Genomic DNA, 21,921 nt, shown 5'->3' with positions numbered 1-21,921 from the left:
TTTATTTTTACTTTATGATTTAATCAATCAAATTGATTTATGATATTTACAAGAGAGTGTGAATGATAGCGGTCTGGAGAAAATGTAAGGAGTGTTAATTTTAAATGGCTAATTATAAATTGTTAGCGCTTGATTTAGATGGAACCGTTTTAACAGATGATAAGAAAATAACAGAAGCAACAAGAAAATGGATTCGAAAAGCAGTAGATGAAGGTGTAACGGTTATCTTTTCAACAGGCCGGGGAATTCAAACTGCTGGAGCCATTTGGGACGATTTAGCCCTTGATGCACCGATGGTTATGGTGAATGGTGCGGAAATATGGAAAGGTCCTGGTCAATTATGGGAACGTCATTTTATCAGTAGGGATGATATTCGTTGGCTCCATGAACAAGCGATGGGGGCAGGAGCAAAGTTCTGGGGGTATAGTGTAGAAAGCCTTACACATAAAAAAGATTGGACGGATGAAATGTTTGAGAGAGATTGGTTAAAGTTTGGTATGCATCATGCCGATCATGATGAGATTCAGAAATTAAGAGAATTATTACAAAATAGGGAGAGCATAGAAATAACACGCTCCGCTCCTATTAATATAGAAATATCGTTAAAGGGAATTTCCAAAGAAACGGGAGTACGAAGAGTTTGCGAACTTCTAGGTATCACGATGGATCAAGTGATGGCTGTTGGAGATAATCTGAATGATCAGCGTTTGATTCGTGCAGCAGGCCTGGGGGTTGCCATGGAAAATGGGGATGAAGAGCTAAAGCAAATTGCAGATGTGGTGACGGAGTCGAATGAAGAGGATGGTGTAGCCAAAGCCATTGAGCGTTATTTATTGGGATCATACTCTCCGGTAAAGGCATAACATTTTAGATAATTTAGTACGAAGTGGGGATGAGAAATTGCTCAAGTCAAACAAAACAAATAATACACCAGAGCAGATTAGTGTATTTGAAAGTTCAAGATCTGAAAGTGAAAATGGTACTAGTCAAAGAGAAGTTCTGAATGAGTCACCCTGGTGTATACAGAAGGAAGAGACTTTTCAGGTAGCACCAGGTATGACTCATTCTCATAAAATTTTACAAAACAAGAAGTACCAGCAATCTATCCATGTTCTTCAAGTGGATCCACACAATCAGTATATTAATCCAATTGTATTTTCATCTAAAGGAAAAGTTGAATTTTTAGAAACAGTTGGGAATATGCAGCAGGAGCTTATTGAAAAGGGAAAAAATGTCGTGGCAGGGGTAAATGGTGACTTCTTTAGTTGGATAGGAGTGCCAACGGGATTACAAATGTGCAATGGTGAGATATTTACCTCACCCTCCATGATCAAAGTTTTATTAGCAATTATGACAAATGGGCAAGTTTTATTAAAGGACCAAGTAAGGATGAATGCATATTTCGAGTTTGAATGCGGTTACAAACAGGAGATAGAATCCATTAATCGTGCAAGGTACTTGAAGCATACAAATCATGCTTTTCTCTATAATCATCGGTTCGGTTCTTCAACCCGCACTCCCGAAGGTGTAATGGAACTTGTTATTCAAGTGCCAGATGAACGTGTCTTTTCTAATAAACAAATGATAGGAGTAGTGGAATCCATTCATCAATCTGCTAATACTTCGATAGAAAAGGGAAAACTTGTACTATCCGTGAGTGGATCTGGAGCAGACTGGATCGAAAAGCAGGTGAAGATCGGTGATAAAGTTGCGATTGATGTTTCATTGAATCAAGGTCTAAATGAAGCACGTCATATCATTTCAGGTAACTCCACTTTGGGCTTTGTACTTTTAAAGAATAAGGAAATATCTCAAGAAATACTTGATCCAGAGATTCCACTTAATCGTGACCGACATCCGCGTACCATGCTCGCAATGAAACAGGGTAGTTTATATATCGTTGTTGTAGATGGTCGACAACCAGGCCATTCGAGAGGTATCACATTGGCGGAAGGAGCCGAGTATTTGCAAAGTATTGGAATGGAAGCAGCCATTAATATTGATGGAGGTGGCTCGACGACCTGTTATATCAGACAACCAGGAGATGCGCAACCAACAGTGATCAATCGCCCTTCTGATGGATTTGAAAGAGCCGTAGGTAATGGCTTGTTTTTCGAAACAATCGCACCTGTATCTCCGTTAAATACTTTAGTTGTTAAACCGAAGTCTCCAATCCGAGTGTTGTCAGGGAGTAAAGTCCAAATGGATGTAAAAGGACAAGATCGTTTTTGCAACGCCGTTACGGTTCGCCCATCCACACTCACTTGGTCAGTGGATGGTGATATTGGATATATGGAGGGAAAGGAGACGTTTAGAGCATATACAACGGAGGGGATTGGCGAGCTTAACATTCGCTCAGGAGCGGTTTCCCACCAAAGTTCGATTCAAGTAGTGGAAGAAATTACTCGATTAGAAGTAAATCCAACTACAATTGTTGTAGAACCTAGTGGTGAAGTCGAAATAGATGTTTGCGGCTTTGACGAAGAAGGCAACAAGGTTTGGGTTTCTCATGATCAAATAGAATGGTTAATGCAAGGAGGAATTGGTACTGTCTCGGAAACGGGTGTTTTACAAGCTAGCCAAGAAATCAACCAAGGGAAAATCATTGCAAAATATAAAAATTTAGAAGTAAGCATTCAAGTCAGTGTAGGAAAGCCACCAGTCACTTTAGCCAAATTTGATTCATTGCAAGGACTCACTGTATACGGGGAGAAGGCAGTGGACGATTCCGTTACATTGACGTTAGCACCTAGACCAGAACCAGTTCGTTTTGGAACTTTTTCAGGGAAATTAACCTATGACTTTACAGATATATCGGGTGCTTCGAAAGCAGTAATCCAATTTCTAGATGATGGTGGAAAAAAGGGATTAGAAATTGAAGGAGAACCTTATCGAGTTGGATTATGGGTATATGGCGATTCTAATTGTCATTGGCTACGCCTAGGTATTGCCGATGCAAATGGGGAGAGCCGGTCTTTAAGTTTAACAGAGCCAGGTGGTTTGGATTGGACAGGATGGAAATATGTTTATGCTGATATCGGAGAAAATACGGCTTTTCCTATTACAGTTCGCTATGTATTTATTACGGAAACGAATGACGCCAATAAAAATGCTGGCGTGCTCTATTTTGATCATCTAAGAGCTGAGTATGTCAAGGTTGAAGAAGATTTGGAAGGACCTGTGTATAGTCATCCTACACCTGCTCCAAATCAAACAGTAAAAGACGATCATCCACTAGTTAGTCTCATCCTTAAGGATGAAGAAAGTGGGGTGGATCCTTCTTCGATTCAAGTATGGATTAATGAACAACTGGTCGATCATACATTTAATCCTGCAACAGGGCAAGTATCTGTCCAGCTTTCTCCTAGCAAAAATAGGATTGTCCATCAAGTGGTCATTGAGGCCGCGGATATGTGTGGGAATCCAATGGTACCAAAGGCTAGTTGGGAATTTGTGAGTACACCTTTACAAAATCTTAACGAAAGCTGAATTAAAAAATCAAATTGATTTATTATAATGAGTTCACATTGAGTTCTGTAAGGGGGCACATAAGGCAAAGCGCTTAGGTATAATTCCAAACTGGAATAAGGGGTGAATGACAATGAAGAGTACTTACATTGATAAACAACAAAATACAGATGTGAAAATAAAAAAGAAATTTAACATACGGAGGAGAATTTTCAATAATTGGGATATCTATCTACTCCTTGTGCCAGTCTTAGCCTATTTTATTATTTTTAAATATATCCCTATGTACGGTGTTCAAATCGGATTTAAGGATTTTATTGCGACAAAAGGTATTACTGGCAGTGAATGGGTTGGCATGAAACATTTTACACGTTTCTTTGATAGTTATTATTTCTGGCGGTTAATCAAAAATACATTGGGCATTGGGTTATATGAATTAGCGGTTGCCTTTCCAATTCCGATTATTCTTGCCTTGATGATTAATGAGGTGCGTCTGAATCGATTTAAAAAGCTCGTGCAAAATGTGACCTACGCTCCTCACTTTTTATCAACCGTTGTGATTGTGGGTATGTTGTTTTTATTTCTAAACCCGCAATATGGAATGGTCAATAACTTATTATCTGCTATTGGTCTAAAACCAATCTCATTTATGACAGAGCCTGCTTGGTTTAAGACTGTGTATGTTCTTTCCCATGTGTGGCAGCAAATGGGATGGAGTTCAATCATTTATTTAGCAGCATTGGCGGGTGTACCTCCAGAATTACATGAAGCAGCAAGAATGGATGGAGCCAGTCGGCTTCAGCGAATTAGACATGTTAATATTCCGGCCATTGTTCCAGTCATTATCATACTTCTTATCCTAAATGTCGGAAATATTATTAGCGTAGGGTTTGAGAAGGTGTTCCTCATGCAAAACGCATTAAATGTAGAGGCTTCCGATGTTATTGCTACACATGTTTATAAAACGGGGATTATGGGTGCGCAGTATAGTTATTCGACTGCGGTTGGCTTGTTTAATTCAATCATTAGTTTTATTTTACTTGTTGTTGTAAATCAAATATCGCGTAAAGTCAGCGAAACAAGTCTGTGGTAAGGGGGGAATGAGAGAATGGAAAAACAATCAATTGGAGACCGCACCTTTGGGATTGTGAATTTTTTATTACTTTGTCTTATCTTAGTAATTGTCATTTATCCGTTAATTTTTGTCCTTAGCGCCTCCATTAGTAACCCAGAATTATTGCTTAAAGGGGAGATTCGCTTATTACCTAAGGAAATTACTTTTGACGGTTATGCCAAAGTGTTCAAAAACAATGATGTAATGCGTGGATACTTAAATACGTTTATTTATACAGGGGTAGGGACGGTTATCAATTTGATGATGACAACCGCCGGAGCATATGCTCTGTCAAGGAAAAACTTATTTGGACGGAATGTGATAACAGCCTTGCTGATCTTCACGATGTTTTTCAGCGGTGGGATGATCCCTACTTATTTAGTCATAAAAGATCTTCATATGTTAAATACAATTTGGGCTATGGTCATTCCTGGTGCTATCTCAGTATATAACTTGATTATTATGAGAACCTTTTTTCAGACAAGCATTCCCAATGAAATTGAAGAAGCCGCTCATATTGATGGGTGTTCGAATCTACAGACGCTGTTTAGAATTGTCTTGCCACTTTCGACCCCGATTATCGCCGTTATGACGTTGTTTTATGCAGTTACTCATTGGAATTCATTCTTTGATGGTTTGATCTACTTAACAGATCGCAGCAAATTCCCCTTGCAACTAATTTTACGGGAAATTTTGATTCAAGAGGATGTAGCAGATATGGATGCCACAATGGTAGAGTCGGTAGTTCAACAAGCGATGTCTGTAGAGGGAATGAAATATGCACTTGTTGTCGTAGCTAATATTCCCGTCTTGATTATGTATCCATTTGTTCAAAAGTACTTCGTTAAAGGGGTTATGATTGGTTCGCTTAAGGGCTAATCACCTTTATATAAAAATTTTTAGGAGGAGTTAAGTCTTGAAGATTAAAAAGGTTTCGCCCTTTGTGCTTGGATTGTTAATGATCTTTACCTTGTTAGCGGCTTGTAGTAATGACTCTGCAGGAAAGGAAGGAGAAAAGGAGAAAGATGAGAAAGCAAAGGCGAATTTTAATGAAGAGGACTTTCCGATTGTAAATGATCCAATTAAGCTGACGTTTGTTGCACCTTCATCGGATTCCCCTGATTGGAATGATATCCTGATATACAACAAATATGAAGAAATGACCAACGTAGATATCGAATGGGAAATGATTTCAAAAGAAGGCTTGAAAGAAAAAACCAATTTAATGCTTGCTGGTGGAGATTACCCTGATGCTTTTCATAGTGTTGGTTTGTCTACACAGGATTTAATCACCTATGGTGGGCAAGGGGTCCTGCTTCCACTCAATGATTTAATTGATAAGTATGCCCCTAATTTTAAGAAAATCTTGGATGAGAACCCGGATGTGAAGCGTGGAATCACGATGCCAGATGGAAATATCTACTCGTTTCCCAGACTTTATGACCCCGATTTTCACTCGGTTTTGGCTAACTGGAAACTTTGGATTAATGAAGATTTCCTAAAAGCATTGGATATGGAAGAGCCGACGACCTTAGACGAATTCTATGAATATCTTAAAGCAGCAAAAGAAGAGGATCCTAATGGGAACGGAGAGGCTGACGAAATTGGCATAAGCGCAAGTGGTGATGGCAACCTTATCAATATATTTAAAGGGTCATTTGGATTAGGTAACAAAGGAATAGCACATGAATATGTCGATATCGATCCTGAAACCAATGAGCTGAGATTTATTCCTATCGATGATCGGTATAAAGAAACGCTTCAATATTTAAATAAATTATATTCAGAAGGACTGATTATTGAAGATTTATATACGGTCAAATCAGAGGAAACTCATGCAAGGGGAGCAGATGGGTTGTTTGCGGCGACCATCACGACAAACCCTGGAACGGGATATGGCCGTGATGAATACATCGGTGCTCTGACGTTGGAAGGTCCCTATGGTGATAAGATCCATTCAAATTATGGCTCGCCACTTAACAATTTAGGCGGCTTTGTAATAACAGATAAAAATCAATATCCTGAAGAAACGGTGCGTTGGATCGATTATTTCTATAGTGATGAAGGAAGTAAGCTCTTTTTCATGGGGATTGAAGGAGAAACCTATGAAGAAAATGAAGACGGAATAGTTGAGTACACAGATATTATTGAGAAAAATCCCGATGGACTCACTCGAACTGAAGCGATATCTCAGTATTTGACTTGGCGAGCAGGTCCATATCCAGCATTTGTAAAGCAAGATTATTTTGGAGTAGAGACTTCCAACGAGGCAGCTGAAAAGTTTAAAGAAAATCAACCAGAAGAAATTTGGCCACCATTTAACTATACGAATGAAGAAAGTGAAATCATGTCTTCTGTTGGAACGGATATCGAAGATTATGTGACTGAATCCCAAGCTAAATTTATAACAGGGAAAGCTTCATTTGATGAATGGGATAAGTATGTAGAGACAGTGAAAAAGATTGGCTTGGAGCAATATATGGACATTTATCAGGAAGCCTATAATCGCTATCAAGAACAAGCTGAATAATTTTCTAAGAATATTTCGTTGGAGGGGTTATGGGGCTGAGACAAAATAGTTTTCACCAAAGAACGAACTACCATGGTGCATATAACGCACTTGGGAAATAGACTTCGCTAAGGTAATGCATTGTTCGGCTTTGGAGTTCAGCATTTTAGTTATGGCTCAGTCTCACCTTTATATAAATAATTAGCACTAGGAGGGGTTTTATCTTGAAGCTTAAAAAGTTTTCGATCTTTGCGGTTGGATTATTGTTGATCTTTACCTTGTTAGCAGCTTGTAGTAGCGACTCTGCAGGAGGAGAAAAAGAGAAAGATGATGAAGCAAAAGCTGATAATTTTAACGAAGAGGGCTTTCCGATCGTGAATGATACGATCGAGCTTACATTTGTTGCGCCAGCAGACGCAGCACCAGACTGGAATGATATCCTTGTGTATAACAAATATGAAGAAATGACGAACATGGATATTAAATGGGAAATGATCTCCAAAGATGGGTTGAAAGAAAAGACCAACTTAATGCTTGCGGGTGGAGACTATCCAGATGCTTTTCATAGTGTTGGTTTGTCTACACAAGATTTAATTACGTACGGAGGACAAGGAGTTCTGATTCCGTTAAATGATTTAATTGACAAGTATGCCCCAAATTTAACGAAAATCTTGGATGAAAACCCTGATATTAAACAAGGAATTACGATGCCGGACGGAAATATTTACTCATTTCCTCGGATATTTGACCCAGAGTTTACCTCTGTTATGGCGGGTTGGAAACTATGGATTAACGAAGATTTTCTAAAAGCATTGGATATGGAAGAGCCAGAGACCCTAGATGAATTCTATGAATATCTTAAAGCAGCAAAAGAACAGGACCCTAATGGTAACGGTGAGTCCGATGAAATTGGTTTAAGTGCAAGTGGGGATTCAAATCTAATTAATCACTTTAAAGGTTCATTTGGATTAGGAAATAGAGGAGTAGCGCATCAATATGTCGATGTCGATCCTGAGACCAATGAGTTAAGATTTATCCCAATTGATGACGGTTATAAAGAAATGCTCCAATATTTGAATAAACTTTATTCAGAAGGCTTAATTATTGAAGATTTATACACAGTTAAATCGGAACAAACGAATGCTCGTGGAACAGATGGTTTATTTGCGGCAACATTGACGACAAATCCGGAATCTGGATATGGCCGTGAAGAATATATTGGTGCGAATACTTTAGAAGGGCCGCACGGCGATAAGCTATATTCGAACTATCGTGCTCCGCTTGTTCATTCTGGTGCCTTCTCGATCACAGATAAAAATCAGTATCCAGAAGAAACAGTGCGTTGGTTAGATTATTTTTATGGAGATGAAGGGAGTAAATTCTATTTCATGGGTATCGAAGGTGAAACCTATGTTGAAAATGAAGATGGTTCTGTAGAATATTCAGATCTTATTAATGAAAACCCGGATGGTCTATCTTATGTAGAAGCGATCTCCAAGTATTTGACTTGGCGTGGTGTTACGTATCCGGGCATTGTAAAGGAAGCTTATTTTAAAGGATCAGAAGGTTTGGAATCCTCTAAAGCTGCCGCTGAGAAGTTTGTCGATGATCAGCCTGAGGAAATTTGGCCTCCATTTAACTATACTAATGAAGAAAGTGAGATCATGTCTTCTGTTGGAACAGATATTGAAGATTTTGTGATTGAAGCTCAAGCCAAATTTATTACCGGAAAAACATCATTTGATGAGTGGGATAAGTATGTTGAAACAGTGAAAAAGGTTGGATTGGAGCAATATATGGACATTTATCAACAAGCATATGATCGTTACCAAGAACAAGCTGAGTAATGTAAGGGAAGGGGGATGGGAGGCAGCTTCCATCCCTGGTTCTGTTATTGAAAGTTAATAGTTTTGAAGATGCACAGGAATGCTTTCGCGAATGCGTAAAACGGTAAAAATTTAGATTGTATAGAGATGGAAGGGGATGTGGATAGTGAAAATCGTACAATACAATGTCTTGGATGGTTGTCGAACAGATGAACGTTATGCCATGCTTTTTAACTGGTTGAAGCAGCAAGATTACGATATTGCTGGCTTCAATGAAATGAATGATTGGACAGAAGAGGAATTCCAGAAGGAAATGGAGAAACTAGGACTGCCTTACACACTACTTTATCGAATGGAATCCAGTCGTTTCTCCATCGGTATAGCTTCTAAATGGCCAATTGAAAACATATATATGACCGATGAAGCTCCGTTTCACCATGGACTTTTACATGTGAAAATCCAGGAGATTCATTTTCTCGTTACCCATCTTTCACCATTTGAATCTACGATTAGAGAGAAGGAAGCAACAGAAATTGCCGATTATATTCAATCCATTCATGAGCCTCTTATGCTGATGGGAGATTTAAATACATTATCACCACTTGATCAGGATTACTATATAAACAATCGTAGTAAAGAAAAGATGCTGCAAAGGAAATTCTCAAAACGCCAACATATCCTAGATGGAGAGATTAATTATCAACCGATGCAAACTTTACTGGATGCAGGATTACATGACATTGGGAAAGGTGAATCTTTGGACTACTCCTTGCCAACGAAAATCAAAGGAGAGTTACAAGATCCCATTTATGTAAGGATTGACTATATGCTGGCCAATCAGGCGATGTTAAAACTGAATCCGTCATCGATAGTAATCCGGGATGATCAGGGAGATAGGATTTCTGATCATTATCCTGTACAAGGCCAATTTGAGAATAAATAGATTTCAGATATTCGGATGATTGTTGGGGAATATAACATGACCGCTCATCTGCGCCATGGAAAAATGGTAGCTCGTACCAAACTGTACTTCGATTATCATAGATTTTAAAAGTGAATGGAAAGAAGGAAAAATCGATGAATAAATACATTACGTTCGATCTCGATGAAACACTTCTGCAAAATCCATTTAGTAAATGGGTTTTCCCTGAGATTGAAAGTTTAGTAGCCTCTCATCTCACACTAGAAGCTGGCATATTCCCAGAAATTAGAAAAGAGCATAAAAAACGATTAGCAGAGAAGAGGGCTGCGGCTGCCTATAACTGGGATGATATTTTAGAACAGATTCTCGTTGAGCAAAATATTCCACTAAAAATCAATATCGCTGAATTAGTGGAAAAGCATGCGGAGGATCCCAAGGTGTATTTACTAGAGAGTAATGCCTTAACGGTATTGGCTGCATTAAAGAAAAAGGGCTATTCACTGGGAGTGGTCACAAATGGCTATTACAAATACCAGTATCCGGTTATGAAAGCCATTCAGTTGGCTGAACATATCGATAGAGTTATCACACCTTGTAAGGTGGGATGCTCCAAGCCGGCAATAAGTATGGCAGATCCGTTATTAGCAGATGGAGAATTAATTGCCCATGTTGGTGATCGCTTAGACCATGATGTTTATTTTGCGAATCAGCTAGGCGCATTATCCATCTTAATCGACCATCGGATGCCAGATGCGTTGAAGCCACTTACTCCAGAGCAAAGAGCGCAACAACAAGACTATTTAACAGGAATTTTTCAGAGAAAGATTTATGAGGAGCTTATTCCGAGGGAGCATTATCAGCCTAAATTGATTATTCATTCCATTCAGGAATTGCTTGAAATAGAGTTGGAAAGACCAAATCTAACCACAAAGTTGTAATATTTTTTGTACCAATAATTCTAAAAGGGTGATCACATGCGAAAAGGATTGAAGCTATTTATAAGTATGTTGCTTTTAACTTCTATCATGATTGGACATCATGCTGTAACGATACACGCAGAAGAAGATACTGAAATTATCACGAAAGCAGAGTACCAAGTTTCCCCTGGTGTGTATCACGAAAGTGTTGAGTTGAAAGAAGGAGATTCCGTCAATTCTCTCCATATGATGGAAGTGGATCCGCAAGATTCATTTGTTCATTTCACACCGTACTCATCCAATGGAAACGTCTATGGTTTAGAAACAGTAGGCAATACGATTGATGAAATGCTAGAGCAAGGTGAGCAGGTTGTTGCGGGTGTAAATGGTGATTTCTTTAGCTCTGTTGGGATTCCATCAGGATTACAAATTGTAGACGGGGAAATTTATACATCCCCTCGTAGTATAAAAGCGCTTGTTGCTACTTTTCCCGATCATTCTATTAAAATGGAGCATTCTGTTGAAATGACTGCGGAATTGAGGGCAACGAACGGAGAGGTATTGGAGCTGGATATGCTCAATCGTTCTCGAGTGGCCACACATAATGATCGCGCCTTTTTATTCAATGATCGTTTTGGTGAATCTGTGAAAACTCCAGAAGGCGGAGTAGAAGTAGTGGTGGATACGGGAAAAGGGAATGATCGTTTTGTAGCAGGAAAAACGCTACAAGGGATTGTGTCGTCTATTGCAGAAACAGCGGATACACAATTAGAGGAAGGAAAGATTGTTGTATCAGCGGTAGGAGCAAAGGCAGATTGGATCACAAGTCATGTAGCCGTAGGTGATGAGATTCGTATCGATGTAAACTTCACAAAAAATATCAATCAAGCACAAGATGTTGTCTCAGGTAATTCCACTTTAGGGACGGTTTTATTAGAGGATGGAGAGATTTGGGAAGAATTATTGGAGGATGATAAAAAGAATACAGACAAGCATCCACGTACGATGCTTGCTATCAAAGCTGGAAAGTTATATCTACTCGCAGTTGATGGCAGACAGGAAGGACATTCGGATGGTATGACATTACCAGGCGCTGCCGCGTATTTACAATCACTAGGAATGGAAGATGCGATTAATATTGATGGAGGTGGATCTACCACCTATTATGTGAGACAGCCTGGTGATGAAAAGCCGACATTACAAAATCGCCCATCCGATGGGCCTGAAAGACCTGTTGGTAGTTCCTTATTAGTCATCTCTAAGGCACCACAACGATCAAAATTGGCAGGTATTCGTTTATCCCCTGCTGCTGATCTCAAAATCGTTTCAGGAAGCAAAGTGAGGATAGAAGCGAAAGGGTACGACGAATATAGTAATCCGCTAGCTGTAGAGCCTAAATCATTACAGTGGTCTGTTGATAGAGACATCGGAGAAATTGACCGTTCCGGTTTGTTTGTAGCAGGAGAAGGAAAGAAACAAGGACAAATCATTGTGAGTAAAGATGACGTTTCCGCCACGAAAGATGTGACGATCACGGATGAGGTTGCAGAGTTAAGGCTTTCACCGCCTTCTTTTGTCATAGAGTCCGGAAAGTCACAGTCGTTCTCTGTAAAAGCGTATGATGAAGCTGGTGAAAAAATAATGATTTCTCCAGATGTACTTGAATGGTCTGTAGAAGGAGACATTGGAGAGATCACGGAAGAGGGAGTATTGCTAACCGGCAACAATGTAACAACTGGGAAAGTTGTGGCAACATATCAAGATATCCGTGTTGAGACGGCTGTTGAAGTAGGACCGTCCCCGATCATAGAGGATTTTGAAGATGAATCTCATATTCGTTCGAATGAAGTACGGACCGTCCCTGGTTCAGTCAAGATGACGCTTGTCTCAGATCCTGAATATGTATTGTATGGAGAGAAAGCAGCACAATTAACCTATGATTATACAGGAACGGAAGGCACATCAGCCGCATATATTCAATTTTTAGATGATGAAGGCGAACTTGGACAAGAGGTGAGGGGAGAGCCGACACGATTTGGAGTTTGGGTCTATGGAGATCAACAATATCATCATCTGCGATTGGGAATTACAGATGGAAATGGTCAGGATGCCTTGTGGAATATGACAACTGTTGGCGGAGTGAACTGGACAGGTTGGAAATATGTCCAGGCAACTGTTCCAGAGGGGACCGTATTCCCACTGAAAGTACGCTACTTTGCTTTAGAAGAAAAGAATCAAAATAACAAAACAGCAGGACTGCTCTACTTCGATCAATTTGAAGCGATTTATGCGGATTCTGAGCAAAAGCCTAATATCGAGTTATTATTGCAAGATATGATGCAATCGGGTGATATTCAACACCCACTGGGGAAACAATTGACCAATAAATTAAGACAAACCACTCATCATTTAAATAACGGTTCACAGAAGCAAGCACAAAAGTTCATCGATGATTTTCTAGAACGTGTGAATGACCCTAAGAATAAGCAAATGATTACTAAAGAAGCAAAAAGAGATTTAAACCGAAAGACAGTGGAAGCATTCAACGGCTAATTGAAAGATGTTAATAGCTAATAAATGCGTGCAACGATTAATAGCAGGATGTTAATGGCTAATAGGTACTTGCAAAAGCTAATGAACACTTCCAATGGCTAATAGAAATTTTAAAGAAAGCTAGCGGACTCGCTAACGGCGGTCTGCTAGCCATTTTTTGCGTACGCTAGGGAAAAAATGGAGAAAAAATACGAGTAACAAATAACCTATGCATAATCCCGCAACGACATCTGTAAGATAATGCACTCCGAGATAAAGTCTACTGAGTACAATAAGCAAAATAATGATCCCGGTTATTAAAAACCAACTGCTTCGCCACGTCTTATTAATTACGAAATTGGTTGTCAGTAAATAACAAAGAAAGCCAATCACCACGATTGCATTCATAGAATGGCCACTCGGAAAACTATACTCTCCTATTTCGATTAATGGATGAAAAGCAGGGCGTTCCCGCTCAATCCATTTCTTCAGAATAAAATTGAGACCTCTTGAACTCCAGAACAAAATCCACAGACAGATGACTTCAGCATAGTACTTTTTGAAAACTAAATAAATGGACACACAGATACACAAAGGAAAGAGAACTTTAATCGAGCCAATTGTCGTTATTATCGTAAATAACCCATTAAGAAAGGGTGTACGCATGTCTTCAAAAAATAGTAGAATTTTTACATCAAAATAGGCTAGAAAAGGGGATTGATAAGTAAATACTAGGCCTAAGAAAATGACAAGACATAAGAAAACGAAAGTCCGTTTCATGATCAAGATTCCTATTCATCCATCATCCCGGCGATAATTTCATACGAACGGAGCCGCGCTGTCTGGTCAAAAATTTGTGAGTTAATAATGATCTCATCAGCTTTTGTTTCATCTATAAACACTTTGAGCTTTCGTTGCACCGTTTCTGGACTTCCGACAATCGTCGACCGGGAATCAAGTGTTTTTTCGATATGAGCCCTTTCAAGTGGTGACCAAATGTCTTCCATATTCTCAATAGGTGGCTTCAATTGTGTCGGTTCATTTCGAGATAAGCTTAAAAATTGCTGCTGCTGAGATGTTGATAACAATTGTGCTTGTTCATCTGTTTCAGCTGCAATAATATTCACGCCAAGCATAGCATAGGGTTTGTCCAATGCCTCTGAGGGTTGAAAGTTTTCTCTGTAGATTTGTAAAGCTGGCAAAGTATAGTCTGGAGAAAAATGGCTGGCAAAGGAAAAAGGTAATCCTTTTTGAGCGGCAAGTCGAGCACTAAAGCCGCTTGAACCAAGTAACCAAATGGGAATAGTCAATCCCTCTCCAGGAATAGCTCGAACTCGGGCATAAGGGCTACCCGAAAAATAGTCCTCCAACTCTTCTACTTGCATTGGAAACTCTTCCGCCCCACTTTGTAGTGTTCTTCTTAGAGCGTAGGCTGTTGCTTGATCACTTCCAGGGGCACGCCCAAGTCCTAGATCAATCCGCCCAGGGTATAAAGATTCCAAAGTACCAAATTGTTCGGCAATGACCAGAGTCGCGTGGTTTGGCAACATAATTCCACCAGCACCTACACGTATTTGCTTCGTTGCTCCAGCGATATGACCAATTAAGACAGATGTAGCGGAACTTGCAATCCCTGGCATATTATGATGCTCAGCCAACCAATACCGATGAAAACCAAGTCCTTCTGTAAGCTGAGCTAGCTGAACACTATTTTTGAAAGATTGCGTTGCATTGCTTCCTTCAGTAATAGGGGCAAGATCTAAAACAGATAAAGGAACACCTTGAAAATATTTTATGTAACCCATATGCATCCTCCTAATAAGAGATTAAATAAAGCATAAGGTGAATGGAAAAGTTCGTCCAATGATTGAACTTATATTCAATTGCTAAGCGTTTCCAAAAATATCTTTACAAAATCTTTACATTCCTTCATATTTACTTTTCCAAGGTTCTTCATTAAGATGAGGAAGGAATGAGCAAGCTCGAAAACACTACATAAATAGGAGAGAAGACATGGACTTGCAAACAGTGCTTTTTACGTTCTTTGGGGGACTAGGGATCTTCTTGTATGGAATCAAAACCATGGGAGATGGTCTCCAAAAGGCTGCAGGCGATGGATTAAGAGACCTACTGGATCGGTTTACGACAAAGCCGATTATGGGTGTTTTAACTGGGATCGTTGTGACAGTTTTAATCCAATCTAGCTCAGGTACCACTGTACTTACAGTAGGACTTGTAACAGCAGGTTTTATGACCTTAAGACAGGCGATTGGTGTCATAATGGGAGCCAATATTGGAACAACTGTAACAGCCTTTATTATTGGCATAGATATTGGAGCCTATGCGTTACCTATTCTTGCCTTGGGTGCATTTTTAATTTTCTTCTTTAAAAATCATAAAGTCAATAACTTCGGTCAAGTATTTTTTGGGTTTGGTGCCTTGTTTTTTGGACTTAATTTAATGGGAGATGCGATGAAACCATTACGAGAAGCGCAGACTTTCATTGATCTGATGGTAAATTTAGGCCATAATCCAATTCTAGGTGTTGGGGTGGGAGCTCTCTTTACTGTACTTGTTCAAAGCTCCTCAGCCTCTGTTGCGCTTTTACAGGCATTGTATGATCAAGGCGTGATTCAATTACAAACAGCCTTACCCATTCTTTTTGGAGAGAATATTGGAACGACCATTACGGCGATTTTGGCTGCTATTGGCGCTTCAGTCTCAGCAAGAAGAGCGGCATATACTCATGTCCTTTTTAACTTAATAGGAACGATTTTAGTGCTTATTTTCATGGGTCCGTTTACTCATTTAATTGAGTTTTTCCAGGGATCGTTAGATTTAAATAATAAAATGACGATCGCTTTTGCTCATGGAACATTTAACGTTACAAATACCATTATTCAGTTTCCATTCATCGCAGGGCTTGCTTGGATTGTAACTAAGCTTGTGCCGGGTGAAGATAAATCCATTGAACATAAAGCAATTCATTTAGGTGAGCAATTTATTCGTCAATCCCCATCGGTTGCATTGGGGCAAGGGAAAAAAGAAGTGTTACGAATGGCAGAATTAGCTGAAAAAGGGATGGTAGAAGTAGGGCACTACTTCAGAAAGCATGAAAAAAAGAAACGAGAGTTACTTCCACAAATTGAGGATGCTTTGAACAATTTGGACAAGACAATCACGGAGTATTTAATGCAAATATCCTATCATTCTTTATCAGATCAAAACTTAAAAACGCATCATGTTTTAATGGATACTGTCATCAATCTTGAACGAATTGGAGATCATATTGAAAATATTATGGAATTAGTGGACAACCAAATTCATAATAAGGTGAAATTTTCTGAATCAGCATTAAAGGATTTGGAGGAAATGTTTGAGCTGACGATCTCCACATTAAGACAAGCCATTCATGCATTGGAACATGATGATGTTGAGCAAGCAAGAGCTGTGCTAGAGAAAGAAATTCAAATTGATCAAATGGAAAGAGACCTGCGGAAACAACATATTCGTCGTCTAAACGAAAATCAATGTACCGGAACAGCCGGAATTGTGTATGTAGATATTGTCAGTAACCTAGAAAGAATCGGCGACCATGCCGTGAATATCGCGGATGGGGTCATTGGAGAAGAGGAATAAATAGATGAAATGGAGAGCTCCCTTTTGCAAGGGGGCTTTTTAAAAAATAAAAATGAGAAATTAGAGTAGTGTAACATTCAGATGTTATAATATAACGCCTATCCTCCCGATGTTAAGGAACGAATTTACCTTGATTATTTTTCCCGATTATCTTATTTGCCAACTGTAACTGCGAAAAAGATAACAGCAATAAGATTAAAAGGTTATTGGACAAGGCTTGACCTTTAAGTGATCCTAGTGTTCGAAGTAAATGAAGAAGAATCAGTTGTTTGGATTGATGGTATTAAGCATAAAAGGGAGAATGTTTATTGGAAGCGAAAGTAATTAAAAAAATTATAAAAATGAACGGCTCTCTTTTGAAAAGAGGGCTTTTATTATGAATATGGTTCTGTTATGGTAAATCTGAGGATCTACTGCTTGGGGGGGCTTAGAAGTGAATAAGAACAAGTGGATGGTTAGTTTCCTTACATTGTTTATTTTCTTTCTAAATATCCTAGTTCCACGGACACCAATAAGCCAACCTAATTCATCTTTTGATGTAAGTGAGTTTGGCCTTTTTGGTTCTGTTCTCACTTTGTATACAAAGGAACGAAGGGCTAATCTCTTTACTGCGATCAGTGAAGCAAATAATTATTTTGTTCCATTAGGAACGTTACTCATTTCACTTTTGTTATGCTTTTTAATCGCAACTTTAATCGTAAAAAAACTTATAGTACGTGTTCAAAAAGAGGGTCCTAGCGGGAAATGAATTTATATTTCCCACTAGGGCTGTTTACTTTCTTGGCCGCTACAAATGTTCCTCCAATGTGGTCAATGCCTGATCAAGCTTTCCTGTTTTTAAAGCTTGAAGGATTATGGCGTGTTCCTTTACAGTTACATTCTTTTCTTCTTGGGTAAAGGGGATAGCAGGAGCTTCTGCAAAATATTGCACAATGGTATCTGCTAATTGAATGAACAAACTGTTTTGAGTTGCCTCAATTAATCCAGTATGAAAGGCTGCATCGTATTGTTGAAATTCATCTGGATCATCGGTTTGCTCCATTTTTTGCATGAGCCTTTCTAATTGCTCGAATTGCTCAGCATTGGGATGCTGACAAATCTGTTCAATGGCTGCCTTTTCTAATAGAAAGCGAAGCTCAAGCAATTCATCTGTCTTTTCACTGTTCATTTTCCAAAAATGAAAGAGGTTTTGGAAAATAACCTGAGGATCGTCCGTATTAACAAAGGCTCCTTCACCTTGTTTAATTGTGACCAGACCAGTTGCTTCCAATGATCGTAATGCCTCACGTATAATGACACGGCTTACATCCATATTCGCTGCAAGCTCCCGCTCCGAAGGAAGGCGGTCTCCTGTAGTGAGCTTATTTTGAATGATATAGTCTTTAAGATCGTCGCTAATAATTTTGCTTAAAGTAAATCGTTCAGTATCTTGGATTGGTTTCATCTTTATCCTCGCTTACTTGAAAATGATATGACATAATGCTTTATGGTAATACCATATGATCTTTTAAAATATTATATCATATAGATGGAAAAGATAAAATCATAAAAAGGAAAGCGTCTTCTTTACCTTTATGGGTAGTGTCCCACTTGTCATAGGAGTATTTTGCTCATTGCAACAGATTATAAAGATGACTCAAATGGTTTCTCATCTCCTGTTGAGCTGTTTCTTTATCCTTTTGTCGAATCCCATTGATCACCTGTTTATGTTCTTCGTAGGAATGTTTGTATTCCTCCAAGTCAACAACTTCTTCTAATTGGTTGGCTTGGAAATATTCGTTGATAATGTAAGAAAGTTGAATATAGGTCTCATTGCCCGTGGCATTAAATAGTGTTTTATGAAATAGGCGATCCTCTTCTTTTGGCTTTTCTCCCTTTTTGGCTTTTTCTAAAATCAAGTTATTCCATTTCTCCATTTGATTGATCTCATCGATATGGTAATGGTTTATCGCGAGTTCGACAGCTCCCAATTCGAGGATAATTCGTGCATCAATCAGTTCTTTGAATTTGGTTTGATCAAAAGCTAAAAATGGAGAGATATTTTTTAAATAACTTTGCAGGTGGACTTTTGTGACAAAAATACCGACACCAGGTTTGATCTCGATGATTCCTTGCGATTGAAGTGATTTTAAAGCTTCTCTAACAGCCGTTCTACTCACGCCTAACATTTGAATGATTTCCTTCTCAGATGGTAGCTGGTCACCTGATTGGTATTGATGTTCCGCAATATGAGTTTTTATTCGTTCAATAACAATTTCTGATAACGTTTGTTTTCGTTGCGCCATGTTTTTCTTCCTCACTAAAAATATATTTATAATCGTAGTCTTGTCACCAGTATATAACTAAAAGGAATGTTTTTTCTATTTAAAAGACAATTAATACAATAACCAAATCATTCGGTCTGAAAAGATAAAGAAACAAAAAATGGAAGAATGCTAAAAACAGCTTGACATTTGATTTGAAAGCGTTTAGTTTTGAAGGAGAGTAAATGGTATGACCATATTATAACATCATAGATAAAGAAATGGGATGAAAAATATGACTTGGGATCTTGATCAATTTAAAGGTGTTTTTGTAGCCATGTATTCTGCTTATGATGCGGCAGGAGAAGTGGATAAAGAAAGAGTTAAGAAATTAGCTAACTATTATGCTGACTCAGGGATTAAAGGCCTGTATGTTGGCGGAAGTTCAGGAGAAGGAATTCTGCAAACAGTGGAGGAACGTAAAGAAGTTTTGGAGGCGGTGGTGAGCGCAGTTGGAGAGAAGCTAACGATCATTGCTCACATCGGCGCAAACTCAACAAGGGAAAGTGTTGAATTGGCTCGACATGCTGAAAAATGTAATGTAGCGGCAATTTCATCTGTTCCGGCTATTTATTACCGTTTACCAGAGGAATCAGTTGAAAGGCATTGGAAGGAAATGATTGAGGCCGCCTCTTTGCCATTTATCATTTACCATATTCCACAAACGACAGGATTTAATCTCACATCAGCACTTTATAAAAAAATGGTTGCTGAACAAAAGGTTATTGGCATTAAGATGTCAGCTGAAAGTGTATATGAACTCCAGCAATTAAAAGCCAACGCTGATAAAGAATTTTTGGTGCTGAATGGCCCGGATGAGCAATATATAGGTGGGCGAATTATGGGGGCAGATGGAGGCATCGGCGGAACCTATGGGGTCATGCCACAACTATATTGTGAATTGGAAACGAGTTTTTCGGAAGGGAAAATTAAAAAAGCTCAGTTTATCCAAACAGAAATCAACCGATTTATCTCTAAATTACTAACGTTTCCCTCTTTATACGGTGCTTGTAAAGCAATCCTGAGCTTAAGAGGAATAGAAACAGGGCAACCTCGTTTGCCACTTTTACCGATCGAAAAAAACGAGGATTGGCTTGAACTGGAGGCCCTTAATCGAGAAATCGAAGAAACGATTGAACTTGTAACGAAAAAGAAAGATGAGCTGGAGGTATAAAAATTGGCAAATATTGATACACAAGTAGTGTTTTATCCAGACTTGGCTGGTTCAAAGGCTTATCGAATCCCGTCTATGATTACAACGAAAAAAGGGACTGTCATTGCAGGGATTGATGCAAGAATTGCCGACCATACAGATAACCCAAATCAAATTGATGCGAGTATTAGACGGAGTGAAGACCATGGTAAGACTTGGGGACCGGTTCAAAAGTTAGTCAGTTTTGCAGGGGAAGGTTTAGACGGTGCAGCAGCAATTGACACCGCTTTACTAGAAGACGAAGAAACTGGCTCTATCTTTATGATCTATTGTCATACACCTGGTGGTATTGGATTGCGAAATAGTGTTCCTGGCATTGGATTTGATACAGAGGGACGAAGAAAACTATATGACTGTGATGGGAATCTATTTTTGCTTGAAACAGATGGGAAAGTTGTAAATGAAAAAGGGCAAGAAACAGATTATTCCGTTGATGAAGAAGGATATGTGTTCAAGGGGCAAGAGGCGATGGGCAATATGTATTTCAAACAGGGAATTGACCCAAATGAAAGTTTATTAGAAGCAAGAACATCCTTTTTACACATTATTCAAAGTGATGATGATGGTTTAACATGGTCGAAACCAAGAGAGTTAAATCTTAGTGTAAAGGAAGAATGGATGCGTTTTATCGGCTCAGGCCCAGGTTGTGGTATTCAGTTAAAGCATGGCACAAAGAAAGGTCGCTTGGTGTTTCCCATTTATTTTTCCAATGAAGCAGGCTGTTTGTCCTGTGCTTGTATTTATAGTGATGATCATGGCGCTACCTGGAAAAGGGGCGAATCTCCAAATGATGGAAGAGTATTAGATGGAGAGGAATTAACAGCAAAAACAATTTCGCATGAGAAACAATATTTAACAGAATCACAGGTGATTCAATTACCGACAGGCGAATTAAGATATTATTTACGGAATCATTATGGAAAGCAAAGAACGGCTGTCACGACAAGTACAGACGGGGGAGAAACTTGGGGAGAAGTCCAATTTGATAAGACATTACTTGATCCAATTTGTCAATCAAGTGTGACTCTTTACCCTGATCTCGGGGATGGCAAAGTTCGTGTTCTATTTTCAAATCCTGCTGATGAAGAGAAAAGGATTACAGGAACAGTTCGTTTAAGCGAAGACGGCGGAAAAACATGGCCCTACAGCAAGGTGATTGAAGAAGGGTACTTTGGGTATTCTTGTTTAACTGTTATGAAAAATGGAGAAATCGGCATATTATATGAGCGTCACTATGATTATCATGATTGGAATAAGATGGATATCCCGTTTGCTTCCTTTTCATTAGAGTGGTTAAAGGCATAACAGGGACTACCATAGGAGTAGCGTAGTGTGTTCTTATCTCATTTAATAAAGCAAGTGGTTAGACAATTGGCTCTAAACCGATGTCTAACCACAACCATCTCGAGGTCTCTACCTATAGTTCTTCTATAAGATTCGCGAATTTTGTAAAAATATGTTGACAGATGATGTGAAAG

At 39.0% G+C, this 21,921-nt stretch carries 17 protein-coding genes; 13 read left to right on the top strand and 4 right to left on the bottom strand.

The window, feature by feature from the left end; all coding sequences use genetic code 11:
• Window positions 1–104: 104 nt before the first annotated feature.
• The 9 genes from IPU53_RS01630 (at window position 105) to IPU53_RS01590 (ending at window position 13,309) form a co-directional block, all read left to right on the top strand.
• Complete coding sequence (locus tag IPU53_RS01630; RefSeq protein ID WP_207446776.1) at window positions 105–863, top strand: Cof-type HAD-IIB family hydrolase; 759 nt, start codon at window positions 105–107, stop codon at window positions 861–863.
• Between the two features lie 37 nt (window positions 864–900).
• Entirely contained in the window at window positions 901–3,489 is a 2,589-nt protein-coding gene (locus IPU53_RS01625) for a phosphodiester glycosidase family protein (protein WP_207446774.1), read from the top strand.
• Window positions 3,490–3,601: 112 nt separating this feature from the next.
• The gene (locus IPU53_RS01620; protein WP_374706778.1) at window positions 3,602–4,561 is read left to right on the top strand and encodes an ABC transporter permease; all 960 of its coding nucleotides are present in this window, start codon (window positions 3,602–3,604) and stop codon (window positions 4,559–4,561) included.
• Window positions 4,562–4,576: 15 nt separating this feature from the next.
• Entirely contained in the window at window positions 4,577–5,461 is an 885-nt protein-coding gene (locus tag IPU53_RS01615; protein WP_207446770.1) for a carbohydrate ABC transporter permease, read from the top strand.
• A gap of 37 nt (window positions 5,462–5,498) precedes the next feature.
• Window positions 5,499–7,112 carry an extracellular solute-binding protein gene (locus IPU53_RS01610; RefSeq protein ID WP_242697986.1) on the top strand — a complete coding sequence of 538 codons (1,614 nt, stop codon included), beginning with the start codon at window positions 5,499–5,501 and terminating at the stop codon, window positions 7,110–7,112.
• A 203-nt stretch (window positions 7,113–7,315) separates the two neighbouring features.
• Window positions 7,316–8,938, top strand: coding sequence for an extracellular solute-binding protein (locus IPU53_RS01605; RefSeq protein WP_207446768.1), 1,623 nt, complete (start codon window positions 7,316–7,318; stop codon window positions 8,936–8,938).
• Between the two features lie 145 nt (window positions 8,939–9,083).
• The gene (locus IPU53_RS01600; protein ID WP_207446766.1) at window positions 9,084–9,860 is read left to right on the top strand and encodes an endonuclease/exonuclease/phosphatase family protein; all 777 of its coding nucleotides are present in this window, start codon (window positions 9,084–9,086) and stop codon (window positions 9,858–9,860) included.
• A 134-nt stretch (window positions 9,861–9,994) separates the two neighbouring features.
• Window positions 9,995–10,777 (top strand): HAD family hydrolase, encoded by a 783-nt coding sequence (locus tag IPU53_RS01595; protein ID WP_207446764.1) that lies wholly within the window; start codon window positions 9,995–9,997, stop codon window positions 10,775–10,777.
• Window positions 10,778–10,813: 36 nt separating this feature from the next.
• The gene (locus IPU53_RS01590) at window positions 10,814–13,309 is read left to right on the top strand and encodes a phosphodiester glycosidase family protein (RefSeq protein ID WP_207446762.1); all 2,496 of its coding nucleotides are present in this window, start codon (window positions 10,814–10,816) and stop codon (window positions 13,307–13,309) included.
• Between the two features lie 132 nt (window positions 13,310–13,441).
• Here the strand turns inward: IPU53_RS01590 and IPU53_RS01585 are convergent, their stop codons facing one another.
• Window positions 13,442–14,068, bottom strand: coding sequence for a phosphatase PAP2 family protein (locus IPU53_RS01585; protein ID WP_207446760.1), 627 nt, complete (start codon window positions 14,066–14,068; stop codon window positions 13,442–13,444).
• An 11-nt stretch (window positions 14,069–14,079) separates the two neighbouring features.
• Complete coding sequence (locus tag IPU53_RS01580) at window positions 14,080–15,099, bottom strand: LLM class flavin-dependent oxidoreductase (RefSeq protein ID WP_207446757.1); 1,020 nt, start codon at window positions 15,097–15,099, stop codon at window positions 14,080–14,082.
• 202 nt (window positions 15,100–15,301) lie between these two features.
• Here IPU53_RS01580 and IPU53_RS01575 point away from each other — a divergent pair, with 202 nt between their 5' ends.
• Together IPU53_RS01575 and IPU53_RS01570 are read left to right on the top strand one after the other, a co-directional pair.
• Window positions 15,302–16,927 (top strand): Na/Pi cotransporter family protein, encoded by a 1,626-nt coding sequence (locus tag IPU53_RS01575; RefSeq protein ID WP_207446756.1) that lies wholly within the window; start codon window positions 15,302–15,304, stop codon window positions 16,925–16,927.
• A gap of 433 nt (window positions 16,928–17,360) precedes the next feature.
• The gene (locus IPU53_RS01570; protein WP_207446755.1) at window positions 17,361–17,675 is read left to right on the top strand and encodes a hypothetical protein; all 315 of its coding nucleotides are present in this window, start codon (window positions 17,361–17,363) and stop codon (window positions 17,673–17,675) included.
• A gap of 39 nt (window positions 17,676–17,714) precedes the next feature.
• Here IPU53_RS01570 and IPU53_RS01565 read toward each other — a convergent pair whose 3' ends face one another.
• Both IPU53_RS01565 and IPU53_RS01560 read right to left on the bottom strand, forming a co-directional pair.
• Window positions 17,715–18,371 carry a FadR/GntR family transcriptional regulator gene (locus tag IPU53_RS01565; protein ID WP_207446754.1) on the bottom strand — a complete coding sequence of 219 codons (657 nt, stop codon included), beginning with the start codon at window positions 18,369–18,371 and terminating at the stop codon, window positions 17,715–17,717.
• Between the two features lie 166 nt (window positions 18,372–18,537).
• On the bottom strand, window positions 18,538–19,212 hold the full coding sequence (locus IPU53_RS01560; protein WP_207446751.1) for a FadR/GntR family transcriptional regulator: 675 nt from the start codon (window positions 19,210–19,212) through the stop codon (window positions 18,538–18,540).
• Window positions 19,213–19,465: 253 nt separating this feature from the next.
• Here IPU53_RS01560 and IPU53_RS01555 point away from each other — a divergent pair, with 253 nt between their 5' ends.
• Both IPU53_RS01555 and IPU53_RS01550 read left to right on the top strand, forming a co-directional pair.
• Window positions 19,466–20,404 carry a dihydrodipicolinate synthase family protein gene (locus tag IPU53_RS01555; protein WP_207446749.1) on the top strand — a complete coding sequence of 313 codons (939 nt, stop codon included), beginning with the start codon at window positions 19,466–19,468 and terminating at the stop codon, window positions 20,402–20,404.
• A gap of 3 nt (window positions 20,405–20,407) precedes the next feature.
• A complete protein-coding gene (locus tag IPU53_RS01550) occupies window positions 20,408–21,748 on the top strand; it encodes a sialidase family protein (protein ID WP_207446747.1) in 1,341 nt (446 codons plus the stop codon).
• The last annotated feature ends 173 nt before the right edge of the window (window positions 21,749–21,921 follow it).

It is taken from the genome of Bacillus sp. SD088, assembly GCF_017355205.1.
Classification (GTDB): domain Bacteria; phylum Bacillota; class Bacilli; order Bacillales; family Bacillaceae_C; genus Lederbergia.
This window is presented reverse-complemented; position numbering and strand designations above follow the sequence as displayed.